The organism is Brucella sp. NBRC 12953 (genome assembly GCF_040369775.1).
In the GTDB taxonomy this organism is placed as follows: Bacteria; Pseudomonadota; Alphaproteobacteria; order Rhizobiales; family Rhizobiaceae; genus Brucella; species Brucella pseudogrignonensis.
In genome coordinates this window covers 415618-429677 of sequence record NZ_BAABSV010000002.1, presented here as the reverse complement: position 1 = coordinate 429677, position 14060 = coordinate 415618, and the positions used below count along the sequence as shown (strand labels likewise).

Below are 14060 nucleotides of genomic sequence, written 5' to 3'. Positions count from 1 at the left end.
AGTGCGTTTCAATATGCGTGTAACCCTGGAACGGTCGAACCTTCTTAAATCCCTCAATCATGTGCATCGCGTTGTCGAACGCCGAAACACGATTCCTATCCTGTCGAACGTGCTTTTACAGGCCGAGGGCGCAAGCCTCGCGCTGAAGGCCACCGACCTTGATCTTGAGGTCAATGAAGCAACCGCAGCCATGGTCGAGCAGGCTGGTGCCACCACGGTTCCGGCACATCTTCTTTATGATATCGTGCGCAAGCTGCCGGATGGCGCTGAAGTGATGCTGTCCACCAATCCGGATGGCGGCTCGATTTCGGTGATTTCCGGCAAATCCTCTTTCCGTCTGCAGTCGCTGCCACAGTCCGATTTTCCGGAACTGACTGCCGGCGCTTTCACCCATTCATTCCGCATCGATGCACAGGCTCTGAAACGCCTGATTGATCGCACCCAGTTTGCGATCTCGACGGAAGAAACCCGTTATTACCTCAACGGCATTTATTTCCACGCCATTGAAAGCGATGGTGCTTTGAAGTTGCGTGCCGTTGCAACCGATGGCCATCGTCTGGCACGCGCCGAACTCGAAGCCCCATCTGGCACTGAAGGTATGCCGGGCATCATTATTCCGCGCAAGACGGTCGCTGAACTTCAGAAGCTCGTTGATGCTCCGGATACGGTTGTTTCGGTTGAACTTTCTGACGCAAAGATCCGCTTCACTGTTGGCTCGGTGGTCCTGACCTCCAAGCTCATCGATGGTACATTCCCGGATTACCAGCGCGTGATTCCTTCGGGCAATGACAAGAAGCTCACTATCAGCCGTCAGGAATTTGCTGCTTCTGTTGATCGTGTTTCCACGATTTCCAGTGAGCGTGGCCGTGCGGTCAAGCTTTCGATCGCCGATGGTCAGTTGACGCTTACGGTCAACAATCCCGATTCGGGAAGTGCGACCGATGAACTGGCAGCCGATTACGATGCTGATCCGATCGATATCGGTTTCAACTCGAAATATCTGCTCGACATCACCAGCCAGCTTTCCGGTTCCGATGCCGTCTTCATGCTGGCTGATGCCGGTTCTCCTACGCTGGTGCGCGATACGGGCGATGAAGATGTGCTCTATGTTCTGATGCCGATGCGCGTCTAGGATCTGAAAACCGACCGTGAGCATTTCTGAACCCATTATAAGCCGTCCGGATCGAGTCTCGGTCGGGCGGCTTAAACTTTCTGATTTCCGTAACTACACGGAACTCACGCTCCCGCTTGGTCCCGGCCATGTGGTGCTGACAGGTGAAAACGGTTCAGGCAAAACCAATCTCATTGAAGCCGTTTCCTTTCTGTCGCCGGGCAGGGGGCTGCGCCGTGCTTCCTATGATGACGTGGCTCGTACCAGCGGCCATGATGGGTTTGCCATTCATGCTTCGCTTGATTGTATGATCTATGGTGATGCTGAAATCGGCACTGGCACAGCGGGCGGTGGTGAAGGTGGTCGCAAAGTCCGCATCAACAGCAATGCTGCATCCGGTGACGAACTTCTCGATTATGCGCGCATTCTCTGGGTGGTGCCGTCGATGGACGGTCTATTTACCGGTGGCGCATCGGACAGGCGGCGCTTTCTTGACCGCATGGTGCTGGCAATCGATACCGGCCACGGCAAGCGCGTGCTGGATTATGAAAAAGCCATGCGCTCGCGCAATCGGCTGCTGAGCGACGGTAACAACGACAATCAGTGGCTTGATGCGATTGAAAGCCAGATGGCTGAGCTTGGCATTGCCATAGCGGCGGCCCGCTCAGAGGCCATGCGGCTGATCGCTGCGATGATTGAACGCTTGCCTGCCGAAGGTCCTTTTCCCAAGGCAGACTGCTTTCTTGAAGGAACGCTTGAGCAGCGCATTGGTCTCGAAGCAGCGCTTGATCTTGAAGAAGATTTTCGTCGTACAATGCGAGACGGTCGTGCGCGGGATCGCGCTGCAGGACGCACGCTTGAAGGTCCGCATCGCACGGATTTGATTGTGCAGCACCGGCCAAAATCCATGCCCGCTGCCCTTTGTTCCACCGGCGAGCAGAAAGCACTGCTGATCGGGCTTATTCTGGCTCACGCAAGGCTGACGGGCGAGCTTTCGGGCATGGCACCGATTCTGTTGCTTGATGAAATAGCGGCCCATCTCGATACCGGACGCCGCGCGGCTTTATTTGGTATTCTCGATGATCTTGGCGGACAAGCTTTTATGACCGGCACCGACCGTTCACTGTTTGAAGCTCTTGAAGGGGATGCGCAGTTTTTCAATGTTGCTGCGGGCGAACTCACCAGACTTTGAGACAAAATATCCGCTGACAGATGGCCTTAACGGGCCTATGTTTATGCATCATGAACGCACCATCAAAGCCTTTTTCATCTGAAGAATTAGAGCGCTATGCGCGCCATATCGTGCTGCCGGAAATCGGCGGGCCGGGACAGCAGCAGCTGAAAGCTGCCCGCGTGCTCGTGGTGGGGGCTGGCGGACTCGGTGCGCCGGTTCTGCAATATCTGGCCGCAGCTGGTATCGGAACACTTGGCCTTGTCGATGACGATACGGTGTCGTTGTCGAACCTGCAGAGACAGGTAATCCACGACACTGAGAGTGTCGGTCAGGACAAGGTTGCGAGTGCGACGGCTTCGATTGCTCGTATCAATCCGCATGTGAAGATCGAAGGCCATGCATTGCGCCTCAACAATGACAATGCGCAAGCCCTGATCAGCCAATATGATGTTGTTGTTGATGGTTCTGATAACTTTACGACACGTTATGCACTCGCAGACGCAAGCGCTTTGGCAGAGCGACCCCTGGTCACTGGCGCAATGGGGCGTTTTGACGGCACGGTCACTGTGCTTATGCCCTATGCAAAGGGCGCAGATGGAGCGCCTAATCCTTCCTATCGTGATCTGTTTCCGGATATGCCGCCACCGGGTGCCGTGCCGACCTGTGCTGAGGCCGGAGTTCTCGGTGTATTGCCGGGCGTGATCGGCAGTTTGCAGGCCATGGAAGTCATCAAGCTCATAACGGGCATTGGCGAACCGCTAGTCGGAAGGCTCCTGCTTTACAACGCATTGAACGTGCGTTTTGAAACCATCCGATACAAGGCACGCAAACCCAAATGACAGAATTTCGCATGACATCCATCGACGCGGATTTTGGTCACTGGGACGAACTTTTGAAGCTCATTCAGGACAGTTTCGCTTACATGGATGGCATTATCGATCCGCCATCGTCTGCGCATCATCTGACGATAGAGGCTCTTCAAGGGAAGGCAGCCGTAGAAACCGGCTTTGCAGCGTTCATCGGTGATGCTTTGGCTGGTTGTGTGTTCATCGCTGAGAAGGAAGATCATTTTTATCTCGGCAAGCTTGCTGTAGCACCCGCCTTTGAAGGCCGGGGTATTGCACGTCAGCTCATGGCGAAGGCCGAGCAGCAGGCAGTCACGCGCGGCAAACCTGTAATGGAACTGCAAGTGCGTATCGAGCTTGAACGCAATCACATTGTTTTCGGTAGGCTCGGCTATCGCAAAGTAGCCGAGACATGCCATCCCGGGTTTACAAGAACGACATCGATAACCATGCGTAAGGAGATCTCGCGTGGCACTGACATTAACCCATGAAGAGCAGTCGATAGCTGCCGGGGAACAGGGACAAGGGGCTGCGATGGCCATGCGCATCGTAGCCGAAACAGCGCGTTTGATGGGGGCACCACGCCTCATCCCGATCGCGTCTGCACATATTGATGGTGCGCTTTATCACGGCGATAGCGGTACGCTGTTCGCTGAACGACTAGTTGATGGCGGCGCCACAACCAAAGTGCGTGCCACCCTTAATGTGGGATCCATTGATCTCACCGGCTGTTCCCGCAATCTGTTGCCGCAGCATGAGGCCGACATGGCCAGACGCATGATGCGGGCTTATATCAAGCTCGGATGCGAGCCGACATGGACCTGCGCGCCCTATCAGGCCGGACATCGTCCCGCAAAGGGAACAGACGTTGCATGGGGCGAGTCGAACGCCGTCGTATTCTGCAATTCCGTGCTTGGTGCCAGGACAAACCGCTACGGCGATTTTCTGGATATAGCTTGCGCTATTGCCGGTCGCGCACCTGATTATGGTCTCCATCGAAACGAGAATCGTCGAGCGACGGTTATTCTCGATATTTCCGCAATTAATCCTGCTTTCCTTCAATCAGAGGTCGCGTGGCCGATTCTTGGCAATCTGTTTGGCCGGAGCGTTGGCACAAGTATCGGTGTTGTGGCTGGTGCGGGAATGCGTCCGGATGAAGATGCGCTGAAGGCCTTTGGAGCTGCGGCAGCCTCGGTGGGGTCTGTTGGCCTTTTCCACGTCGCGGGTGTGACCCCCGAAGCTCCCGACCTTGAAACAGCCATGCAGCATCAAAAGCCAGACGGCATCATTCATGTGACACAGGAAATGATCGAAGCCACCCGCAAACGTCTGTCGACGGTCGATCATGCGGATTCAATAGATGCGGTGGCGATTGGCAGCCCGCATCTGTCGATCACTGAATTTGACAGGCTCGAACGTGCAATCGCGGGTCGGAAGCTTGCCGTGCCGCTTTATGCCTGTACCGGGCGACATGCCCTTGTTGAGCTGGAAAAGAACGGACGCAGAGCGCTGCTTGAAAAGGCAGGCGTTGTCATCGTAGCGGATACTTGTGTCGTGGTGACGCCGATCATGCCAACAAAGGATGATGCGGTTCTGATGACCAATTCCGGCAAGTTCGCGCATTATGCGCCGGGTAATACCGGCTATGACGTGCTGTATGGTTCACTTGAGGAATGCGTCGAAAGTGCTGTCGCTGGTCGACCTATATTTGTGAGGCAGGCCGCATGATTACCTCCAATTATATGTCATCGGTTCTGGTCGCGGGGAAGGCAACAGAAGCTCACGCACTGGTTTTGTCGGCTCCTATCAGCTTCTGGGGCGGAGTTGACCCCAAAACCGGACGGATTGCCGATGTCCGCCATCCGGAACACGGGCAGAGTATTTCGGGCTATGTGTTGTGTTTACCGGGAACGATCGGCTCGTCATCAGCTGCAGCAGTGCTGCTGGAGCTGGTTCATGCCGGTTTGGCACCGGCCGCAATAATATTGCATGAACCCGATGCGATCCTGCTTCTCGGGCTTATTGTTGCACGCGAGATGGGACATGATGTGCCAATTGCAGTCGAGTTTGACCGGGAGAAGCAAAAGAAACTCGCCGGCCATCGGGTGACGGTCGGCGAGAATGGGAATATTTCGATCAGCGCCTAATATTGCGTGGCGCGGTCAACCACGTTTTCGAGCGTTCCGTCGCGTTCAAACGCTTCGATCTGGCGGATAATCTGCGGAACAATTGCGGTTGCCGAGGAGCTTGCAGCCGCATGTGGCGTGATCGTTAACTTCGGATGCGTCCAGAGCGGGCTATCAGTGGGCAGCGGTTCCTGGTTGAACACATCGAGCGTGACTGCCGAAAGCAGGCCACGATCAAGAGCTGCAAGAATATCAGCTTCGTTCTGCAAACCACCACGACCTGCGTTGATCAGCACAGGCGCGCCCAGCGGACCGTCGCTTTTCAATTGCGCAAACATCGTCATGGACAGAATGCCCTTGGTGTCTGGCGTCAAAGGCAGAAGACAGACGAAGATATCGGCGGTCTTGAGGAAGCGTGTAAAGCCTTCCTTGCCGTTGAAGGTCTGAACGCTGTCGATCTCCTGCGGACGGCGACTCCATCCGGTAACATCGAAACCAATCGCTTTGAGCTTTTCTGCTGCATCACGGCCCAAGACACCCAACCCCATAATGCCAACAGTCACTTCATGGGCTGCTGGCTGGCGTGGGTCTTCATGCCAGACGCGATTCTTCTGCTGCTTGCGGTAGCTTGCGCCAAGGCGATGATGATCAAGCACCTGCCAGACCACATATTCGGTCATGCGCATGGTGAGATCATCTGAAATGACCCGTACCAATGGTACGTCCGGAATATGCGGATCATGAAAGACATGATCGACGCCAGCCCCCAGTGAGAATATCACTTTGAGATTTGGAAGATTGGTCAGCGAACCGGGCTTTTGCTTCCAGACAAGCGCGTATTCGATGCTTGGATCATTTTCTGTACGTTCTGTCACGACATTGCGTTCAGGCGCATGTGCCTTGAAGCTGTCGATCCAGATGGCCGGGTCCCAATTGGTCACGGAGAGTAAGATATTGCCGCTTTTGCTCATTGTTTCACTCCTCCCAAAGTGGTTGCCTCCATGTGAAAGGCTGCTGCCATCAATGCCTTGGTATATTCCGTTTTTGGATTGGCAAAGACTTCCTTTGACGTTCCATATTCGACTGCCTTGCCATTGCGCATCACCAGCACATCATTGGCCAGTGCCCGCACCACTTTCAGATCGTGGCTTATGAAAAGATAAGCGAGATCATGCTTCTTCTGCAATGCGCGCAAAAGATCAACCACCTGCGCCTGTACGCTCATGTCGAGCGCCGAAGTTGGCTCATCTAGCATCACGAATTTCGGATTGAGCACCATGGCGCGTGCGATGGCAATGCGTTGGCGCTGACCGCCGGAAAACTCGTGCGGGTAACGAAAGCGACTTTCAGGATCAAGGTTCACTTCTTTGAGTGCGGACACAACGCGTTCGTCGCGATCATCAGCGGAAAGCTTCGGCTCATGCACCAGCAGACCTTCAGCGATGATATCTGCGATGGTCATACGCGGGCTTAATGAGCCGAACGGGTCCTGAAAGACGATCTGCATTTCACGGCGGAGCGGGCGCATATCCTTAAAGCTGAATTTCGCAATATCGCGTCCGTCGAAGCGGATTTCGCCCTTCGATGAAATCATGCGCGACAGGGCCAGCCCAAGCGTTGTCTTGCCAGAACCGGACTCACCCACGACACCCAGCGTCTGTCCCGCGCGCAGTTCCACATCAATGCCATCTACGGCCTTCACATGATCGACTGTCTTACGCAGGAACCCCTTCTTGATCGGGAACCAGACGCGTATATCCTTGCCTTCCATCACCGTCTTGGCAGAGAGATCGGCCAGTGGCGGCTCGCCCTTTGGCTCTGCGGCAAGCAGATGCTTGGTATATTCGTGTTGCGGATTATCGAAGATTTCCTTGGTCGGCCCGGTCTCGACAATCTTGCCCTTGCTCATCACGCAAACCCGGTCGGCGATTTTGCGAACGATGCCGAGGTCATGGGTGATGAATAGCATCGACATGCCCTGTGCTTCTTTTAGGTCTGCAAGAAGCTTCAGGATTTGCGCCTGCACCGTGACGTCGAGTGCTGTGGTTGGCTCATCAGCGATCAGCAGCTTTGGCTTGTTGGCAAGCGCCATGGCAATCATCACGCGCTGGCGCTGGCCACCCGAAAGCTGATGTGGAAAGGATTGCAGGCGTTTTTCCGGCTCACGGATGCCCACTTCTTCCAGCAATTCCAGCGTCCGCTTGCGCGCTGCCTGATCGCTCATGCCCTGATGCATCTTCAGAATTTCACCGATCTGTCGCTCCACCGTATGCAACGGATTAAGCGAGGTCATCGGCTCCTGAAAGATCATGGTGACATCATTGCCACGCACGCGCCGCAACTCCGGTTCGGAAGCCTTCATCAGGTCTTTGCCGTTGAAGAGAATTTCCCCGGATGGGTGGCTCGCAGCCGGATAGGGCAAAAGCTTCAGGATGGAGAGTGCTGAAACGGACTTGCCGGAACCAGACTCACCAACCAGTGCAACTGTTTCACCTTCGGCGATATCGAAGGAAACGCGGTCCACGGAAATGCGTTCTTCACCATTCTGGCGGAAGGCGACGGAAAGATCGCGGACGGAAAGCAAAGGCTTATTCATCGACCCACTCATTGACCGGCTCATTGAAATGCCTTTCGTGGATCAAATGCGTCACGGGTGGCTTCGCCGATGAAGATCAACAGCGACAGCATGACCGAGATAACCACAAAGCCTGTAATGCCAAGCCATGGGGCTTGAAGATTGTTCTTGCCCTGCGCAAGCAATTCGCCAAGCGAGGCCGAGCCTGGCGGCAAACCGAAGCCAAGGAAGTCGAGCGCTGTCAGCGTCGTGATCGAACCATTGAGAATGAACGGCAGGAAGGTAAGCGTTGCGACCATCGCGTTGGGCAAAAGATGTCGCCACATGATTGTGCCATTCTTCACGCCGAGTGCACGGGCTGCATTCACATATTCAAAGTTTCTGGCACGCAGGAATTCAGCACGCACCACGCCGACAAAGGCGACCCATGAAAACAGCAACATAATACCCAGCAATACCCAGAATCCGGGCGGTAATATCGCAGCGATAATCAGCAGTAGATAAAGCACCGGGATCGAAGACCAGATTTCGATCACGCGCTGGAAGATAAGATCGACCCAACCGCCGAAATAGCCCTGCACAGCACCAGCTGTCACGCCGATGATGGCGGAGAAGAAGGTGAGGATCAGACCGAACATTACCGAGATGCGGAAGCCATAAAGCGCGCGCGCAAAGACATCGCGCGCTTGATCATCAGTGCCGAGCCAGTTCCAGTTGCCGACGATGCAGTTCGGGTCGTTGATACCGTCCGGGTAACGCTGGCAACGCTGTTCTGCCGTATAAAGCCATGTAGGCTTTGAAGGTGCTGCTTCTGGAATCTCGTTGTTGACGGTGTTGTAGGAATACCGAACGGGTGGCCAGATTGCCCAGCCATTATTCTTGATTTCATCCTGAATAACCGGGTCGCGGTAATCGGTGACGGCGTAAAAGCCTCCGAATTTTTCTTCCGGATAATCGACAAAAACCGGCGTGAGCAGCTCGCCTTTGTAGGAAACGAGGATCGGGCGGTCGTTAGCGATAAACTCGGAACAGATCGCTGCAACAAGAAGCACGAGGAAAATCCACAGCGACCAGTATCCGCGCTTGTTGGCTTTGAAATTCTGCCAGCGACGACGATTGAGCGGCGAAAGAAACGGGCGCTTTACCGGCTTGGCCTGAGGGGAAAGAGTGGCGTCTGTCATCACACGTCCCTCCGGTCAAAGTCGATGCGCGGATCAATCCATGTGTACATAAGATCAGACAAAAGCCCGACCAAAAGCCCGATCAGCGAGAAAATAAACAGGCTGGCAAACACTACCGGATAATCGCGGTTGATGATCGACTGATAGCCAAGAAGCCCCAGACCATCGAGCGAGAAGATCGTTTCGATCAGCAGTGAGCCAGTGAAGAATGCCGAGATGAAGGCGCCCGGAAAACCAGCAATTACGATCAGCATGGCATTGCGGAACACATGGCGGTAAAGCACCTGATGTTCGGTCAGTCCCTTGGCGCGTGCCGTGGTCACATATTGTTTGCGGATTTCTTCCAGAAACGAGTTCTTGGTCAGAAGGGTTGTGGTGGCAAAGGCCGACAGGACCAGAGCTGTTACGGGCAGAACCATGTGCCAGAGATAATCGCCGATCTTTCCCAATACCGACATTTGCGCAAAATCAGGCGAGGTGAGGCCACGGAGCGGGAACCAGTCAAAAAACGAACCACCGGCAAAAAGCACGATCAGCAGGATGGCGAACAGGAAGCTCGGAATAGCATAGCCTACAATGATGATGGCGCTGGTCCATGTGTCGAAGCGGGTGCCTTCTTTGATCGCCTTGCGAATGCCAAGCGGGATCGAGATCAGATAGGACAGGAAGGTGAGCCACAGTCCGAGCGAGATGGAAACCGGCATTTTCTCTTTGATGAGGTCGATCACGCTGATGTCGCGGAAATAGCTGCGACCAAAATCGAAGCGCATATAGTTCCAGAGCATCTGTCCGAAGCGCTCAAGGGGCGGCTTATCGAAGCCGAACTGCTTTTCAAGATCGGCAATGAACTGTGGGTCGAGCCCTTGCGCACCGCGATATTTTGAGTTGGACGAACCACTGTCTAGGTTGTTCTGGCCAAAATCGCTGCCACCGCCCGAAAGACGGTCAAGTGCATCGCCGCCCTGACCGGAAAGCTGTGCAATCACGCGCTCAACAGGTCCGCCGGGAGCAAACTGAACAACGGCGAAGGATATGGCCATGATGCCGAGAATGGTCGGGATCATCAAAAGCAGGCGGCGTAAAATATAAGCGCCCATCAGCCTTCGCGGCTCCGGAAATTCAGGTTGCTCTTATGGCTTGCCAACAGCTTTTGCCCTTTTGTTTTTCAAGATCATGATCTTGCCCGAAAACGGGTCCCCTTTTTGGGGTTATGTTTTAATCCACCAAAGCGTCTCAACCGGGAAGCCATAATCGGGCTTTGGCTCCTTGAAACCAAAACGGTCCCAATAGGCCGCCAGGTGATTCGCTACAGTCCAATTTGGAATCCACTCGCGCCGGATACGCAAGTACCGATCAAGCACCCGGATCGTTGCGACTAGTTCGTCGCGCGTGGAAACCTTGCCCACATCCTCGATCAATGCGTCGATAATGGGATCAGACGTGCCCGGAAAGTTGTAAGTGCCCGGTGTTTTTGCCGATTCTGATCCGAACATGCTCGAAAGCGAATCCTTGGTTGGCGTCGCACTGAACTGGATCGCCATGCCGACCATATCGAAATCAAAATTCTGCAACCTTGCCTGATACTGGCTGGCATCGACCAATCGTTGGCTCGCATCAATGCCAATTGCCCGCAGCTTCTGTACAAAGGGATTGTAAATGCGTCCAAAGGCATCTGAGTTGCTGAGAATTTCCAGCGAGAATTTCGTCCCGCTCTTGTCATGGAACTGACCGTTCTTGCGTTCAAAACCTGCCTGCTGCATCAGATCAACGGCACGCGAGAAAAGTTTGCGATCTCGTCCGGTGCCGTCGGAAACCGGCATGACCGGAACTTCCGCAAAAATCTCCTGCGGAAGCTTGTCACGGTAGCGTTCGAGGATCTTCAACTCGTCTGATCCCGGCGCTCCCGTCGCCTCGAAATCCGAGCCGTTGAAGCATGATTGCGAGCGCTCATAAGTATTGTAGAACAGGTTTGCGTTGGTCCACTCGAAGTCAAAGCAAAGATTGATGGCTTCACGTATGAGCGGATCGCGGAAACGTTCGCGGCGCTGGTTGAGCGCCCATGCCTGCATCAGTGGACGCTTCTCTCTCGGAAATGTGCGCTTGATGACTTTTTTCTGCTGAACGGCGGGGAAGTCATAGGTCGTCGCCCAGTTCTTTGCGACATTCTCTTCGCGAAAGTCTATGGCACCTTTCTTGAAGGCTTCAAACTCCGGCTGGCGATCCTGATAGAACTCAATCCGAATGCGATCAAAATTGCTGGTGCCGCGCCTTACGGGCAAATCTTTCGCCCAATAATCCTCTACACGCTCATATTCGATTGCCTGCCCAGCAGACACTTTTCCGACCCGGTAAGCGCCAGATCCAAGAACGGCTTCCATGCTGGCCGAGTCAAAATTGCGATCTTTGAACCAGTTTGCAGAAAGGATAGGGAGTTCAAGAGAATCAAGAACTGCCTGCGGATTTCGACCTTCTGCAAGGCGCAAACGCACCTGATACGTTCCGACTGCATCCACTTTTTCAATAGCCGCCAGCGATTGTCGAAGGAGCGGATGCCCCTTTTCCTTGACCGTCACATAGCTGAAGACCACGTCCTTCGCTTCAATGGGTGAGCCGTCGTGAAAGCGTGCTTCTTTACGAAGATCAAACAGGAAAGACCGGCGGTCTTCAGACAGAGTTACGCTCTTCGCCAGCAGACCATACATGGAATCAGGTTCATCGAGTGCTGAGGCCATCAGGCTGTCGAAAGTGAGTTCCATGCGCGGCGGCGCATCGCCTTTAAACGTCAGAGTGTTGAGCGTGTTGAAGGTCTGTGTGTTCTGGTTCCAGAACCATGTGTTCGGTGCCAGAGTGAATGTTCCGCCCTTTGGCGCATCGGGATTCACATAGTCGAAATGCGTAAAATCTGCCGGATATTTGAGTTCGCCAAATGCCGATAATCCATGCAATGCTTTTTGGATTGGCAATTTGGCAAAGGCCATTTCTGGAAGGCAGGCCGCAATGGCGGCACTGCCTGAAAGACCTAGAAAATGGCGACGGTCCATAAGTAGGATGGTCATTTTCGCCGTCCTTATTCAGTGCCAGTCTTGATCTTGGTTTCCTTCGCAGGGTCTATCCACCAGGAAAATGGGTCAATCCCCATATATTCAGGCTGCTCTTCCGGCATACTGAATTTGTTCCAGTAGGCCACGTTGATGTGGTCGGAATACCATTGCGGAATGACGTAATAATTCCACAGCAATGCGCGGTCGAGGGCATGAGATGCCGCGACCAGCTCCTCGCGATCCTTCGCATAGATGATTCGGTCGATCAGTTTGTCGATGGCCGGATTCTTGATGCCCGCATAGTTGCGGCTACCTTTGAAGTCCGCGGCTTTCGAACCCCACATATCGCGCTGCTCGTTGCCTGGCGAGGCGGTCTGTGCGGTGACGGAGGTGATTACGTCGTAATCAAAGTCATTAACGCGGGCTTGATACTGCGCGGTATCAACTATGCGAACGGTCGCATTGATACCAATCTTGCGCAGGCTTGCTGCAAACGGATTATAGATACGTTCGTCGGTTGGGTCTTTCCCCAGAAATTCAATCGTGAACTGATTGCCGTTGGCATCAACAAGCTTGTTGCCCTGCAATTTCCAGCCCGCTTCGCCAAAAAGCTGCAACGCCTTGCGCAGATTATCGCGTGTTGCCTGTGGCGTATCGTAAACCGGAAGCTTGAACTCTTCGGTCAGAGCCTCGGCTGGTAGCGCGTCCTTTACGGTTTCAAGAATTGCCTTTTCTTCCGGCGTTGGCGCTCCGCTCAGCTGCAGTTCGTTGCCAGCAAAATAGCTGTTGATGCGGGTGTACTGATTGAAGAACAGAAGGCGGTTCATCGATTCAAAGTCGAAAGCATAGGTCAGCGCTTCACGTACTTTCGGGTCTTTGAACTTATCCTTGCGGGTATTCAGAAAATATCCCTGCATTCGACCGACCGCATTGAACGGGAATGATTTTTTTACAACATCGCCACGTTGCACCGCCGGGAAATTATACTGCTCGGCCCAACGCTGTGCGCGATTCTCATTGCGGTAATCGTACTGACCGCCCTTCTTGAAGGCTTCCCATGTCGCATCTTCGTTGAAGTAATATTCGTAGCGCACTTCATCGAAATTATTGCGTCCGACATTTACAGGCAAGTCTGTGCCCCAATAATCGGCTACACGTTCCCAGATGATGGAGCGGCCGGGCACGATACTCTTGATCTTGTAAGCGGCGGAGCCGAGCGGAATTTCCAATGTGGGGCGGCTGATATCGCGCTGCTTGCCCTGCGCATCTTTACCTTCCCACCAATGCTTTGGCAGAATGGCAAGCTGACCAACAATCTGTGGCAACTCGCGATTGCCGGTCTGCGAGAAGGTGAATTTCACCTCATGGTCGCCGGTCTTCTCGGCTTTTTCCACATCGCTATAATATTTGTTGTAAAGCGGCGACTGCTTCTTGAGGATATCGAAAGACCAGATAACGTCATCGACAGTGATCGGTTTGCCATCATGCCATTTGGCGTTGGGATTGAGTTTGAACTTCACCCAGGAAAAATCATCGGGATACTGCAAAGCCTCCGCAATCAGCGGATACTGTGTCGATCCCTGATCCAGCGAGTCCGTCATCAGTGTATCGTAAAGCATTCCGCCGCCAAAATCGGCGAGTCCTGCTGCGGGCACGCCCTGAACCACAAACGGATTGAGGCTATCAAATGTGCCGACTGCCACTTGATTGAGTGAGCCGCCTTTCGGCGCATCAGGGTTCACATAGTCGTAGTGTTTGAAGTCTGCCTGATATTTGGGCTCGCCGATAAGGCTGGAAGCATATCTCCATTGAGGCTCGGCATCCGTGGCATGACCAAACGATACCGTGCTCGCCAGCATGGCTACTGCGAACGCTCCCGCCCAAAAACCTCTCATCCAGCATCTCCGTTTCTGCTTCGGATATTTTGGGAGCGATTTTTATGGGTTTTTGCGGAGGAAGAAAGGCACAAGTTGAAAAAACATGCAGGCAATAAAAAAGCCGGGTCGA

At 53.9% G+C, this 14060-nt stretch carries 12 protein-coding genes; 6 read left to right on the top strand and 6 right to left on the bottom strand.

The genetic code is table 11. The annotated features are described in order from the left end of the window. Positions 1 to 13 precede the first annotated feature (13 nt). From dnaN to ABWV94_RS05885, 6 genes are read left to right on the top strand one after another with little or no spacing between them, the layout of a single operon-like run. Complete coding sequence (gene dnaN, locus ABWV94_RS05910) at positions 14 to 1132, top strand: DNA polymerase III subunit beta (protein WP_007872890.1); 1119 nt, start codon at positions 14 to 16, stop codon at positions 1130 to 1132. Between the two features lie 16 nt (positions 1133 to 1148). Further along, positions 1149 to 2303, top strand: coding sequence for a DNA replication/repair protein RecF (recF, locus tag ABWV94_RS05905; RefSeq protein WP_353412818.1), 1155 nt, complete (start codon positions 1149 to 1151; stop codon positions 2301 to 2303). A 50-nt stretch (positions 2304 to 2353) separates the two neighbouring features. Next, positions 2354 to 3124 carry a molybdopterin-synthase adenylyltransferase MoeB gene (locus ABWV94_RS05900; protein ID WP_113496115.1) on the top strand — a complete coding sequence of 257 codons (771 nt, stop codon included), beginning with the start codon at positions 2354 to 2356 and terminating at the stop codon, positions 3122 to 3124. Further along, positions 3121 to 3621 carry a GNAT family N-acetyltransferase gene (locus ABWV94_RS05895; protein ID WP_113496114.1) on the top strand — a complete coding sequence of 167 codons (501 nt, stop codon included), beginning with the start codon at positions 3121 to 3123 and terminating at the stop codon, positions 3619 to 3621. The genes ABWV94_RS05900 and ABWV94_RS05895 overlap by 4 nt, the downstream gene beginning before the upstream one ends. Next, a complete protein-coding gene (locus ABWV94_RS05890; RefSeq protein ID WP_353412815.1) occupies positions 3599 to 4858 on the top strand; it encodes an aconitase X in 1260 nt (419 codons plus the stop codon). Before ABWV94_RS05895 ends, ABWV94_RS05890 begins: the two co-directional genes overlap by 23 nt. Beyond that, positions 4855 to 5277 (top strand): aconitase X swivel domain-containing protein, encoded by a 423-nt coding sequence (locus tag ABWV94_RS05885; protein WP_113496113.1) that lies wholly within the window; start codon positions 4855 to 4857, stop codon positions 5275 to 5277. Before ABWV94_RS05890 ends, ABWV94_RS05885 begins: the two co-directional genes overlap by 4 nt. Here ABWV94_RS05885 and ABWV94_RS05880 read toward each other — a convergent pair. The 6 genes from ABWV94_RS05880 to ABWV94_RS05855 all read right to left on the bottom strand — a co-directional run bounded on the left by ABWV94_RS05880 (position 5274) and on the right by ABWV94_RS05855 (position 13948). Continuing rightward, positions 5274 to 6227 carry a 2-hydroxyacid dehydrogenase gene (locus ABWV94_RS05880; protein ID WP_113496112.1) on the bottom strand — a complete coding sequence of 318 codons (954 nt, stop codon included), beginning with the start codon at positions 6225 to 6227 and terminating at the stop codon, positions 5274 to 5276. The genes ABWV94_RS05885 and ABWV94_RS05880 overlap by 4 nt on opposite strands. Next, the gene (locus tag ABWV94_RS05875) at positions 6224 to 7852 is read right to left on the bottom strand and encodes an ABC transporter ATP-binding protein (protein ID WP_113496111.1); all 1629 of its coding nucleotides are present in this window, start codon (positions 7850 to 7852) and stop codon (positions 6224 to 6226) included. Before ABWV94_RS05875 ends, ABWV94_RS05880 begins: the two co-directional genes overlap by 4 nt. Before the next feature lie 20 nt (positions 7853 to 7872). Further along, on the bottom strand, positions 7873 to 9012 hold the full coding sequence (locus ABWV94_RS05870) for an ABC transporter permease (RefSeq protein WP_112804555.1): 1140 nt from the start codon (positions 9010 to 9012) through the stop codon (positions 7873 to 7875). Continuing rightward, the gene (locus tag ABWV94_RS05865; protein WP_079211331.1) at positions 9012 to 10109 is read right to left on the bottom strand and encodes a microcin C ABC transporter permease YejB; all 1098 of its coding nucleotides are present in this window, start codon (positions 10107 to 10109) and stop codon (positions 9012 to 9014) included. The genes ABWV94_RS05870 and ABWV94_RS05865 overlap by 1 nt, the downstream gene beginning before the upstream one ends. Before the next feature lie 111 nt (positions 10110 to 10220). Next, entirely contained in the window at positions 10221 to 12068 is a 1848-nt protein-coding gene (locus ABWV94_RS05860; RefSeq protein WP_113496110.1) for an extracellular solute-binding protein, read from the bottom strand. Between the two features lie 11 nt (positions 12069 to 12079). Continuing rightward, on the bottom strand, positions 12080 to 13948 hold the full coding sequence (locus tag ABWV94_RS05855; protein ID WP_113496109.1) for an extracellular solute-binding protein: 1869 nt from the start codon (positions 13946 to 13948) through the stop codon (positions 12080 to 12082). Between the last annotated feature and the right edge of the window lie 112 nt (positions 13949 to 14060).

Excerpts from the sequence above, each read along its gene's own strand:
- ABWV94_RS05865 (WP_079211331.1), bottom strand. The coding sequence starts at position 10,109 with ATGGGCGCTTATATTTTACGCCGCCTGCTTTTGATGATCCCGACCATT.
- ABWV94_RS05860 (WP_113496110.1), bottom strand. The coding sequence starts at position 12,068 with ATGACCATCCTACTTATGGACCGTCGCCATTTTCTAGGTCTTTCAGGC.
- ABWV94_RS05885 (WP_113496113.1), top strand. The coding sequence starts at position 4,855 with ATGATTACCTCCAATTATATGTCATCGGTTCTGGTCGCGGGGAAGGCA.
- ABWV94_RS05900 (WP_113496115.1), top strand. The coding sequence starts at position 2,354 with ATGAACGCACCATCAAAGCCTTTTTCATCTGAAGAATTAGAGCGCTAT.
- ABWV94_RS05870 (WP_112804555.1), bottom strand. The coding sequence starts at position 9,012 with ATGACAGACGCCACTCTTTCCCCTCAGGCCAAGCCGGTAAAGCGCCCG.
- ABWV94_RS05875 (WP_113496111.1), bottom strand. The coding sequence starts at position 7,852 with ATGAATAAGCCTTTGCTTTCCGTCCGCGATCTTTCCGTCGCCTTCCGC.
- dnaN (WP_007872890.1), top strand. The coding sequence starts at position 14 with ATGCGTGTAACCCTGGAACGGTCGAACCTTCTTAAATCCCTCAATCAT.
- ABWV94_RS05895 (WP_113496114.1), top strand. The coding sequence starts at position 3,121 with ATGACAGAATTTCGCATGACATCCATCGACGCGGATTTTGGTCACTGG.
- ABWV94_RS05855 (WP_113496109.1), bottom strand. The coding sequence starts at position 13,948 with ATGAGAGGTTTTTGGGCGGGAGCGTTCGCAGTAGCCATGCTGGCGAGC.
- ABWV94_RS05880 (WP_113496112.1), bottom strand. The coding sequence starts at position 6,227 with ATGAGCAAAAGCGGCAATATCTTACTCTCCGTGACCAATTGGGACCCG.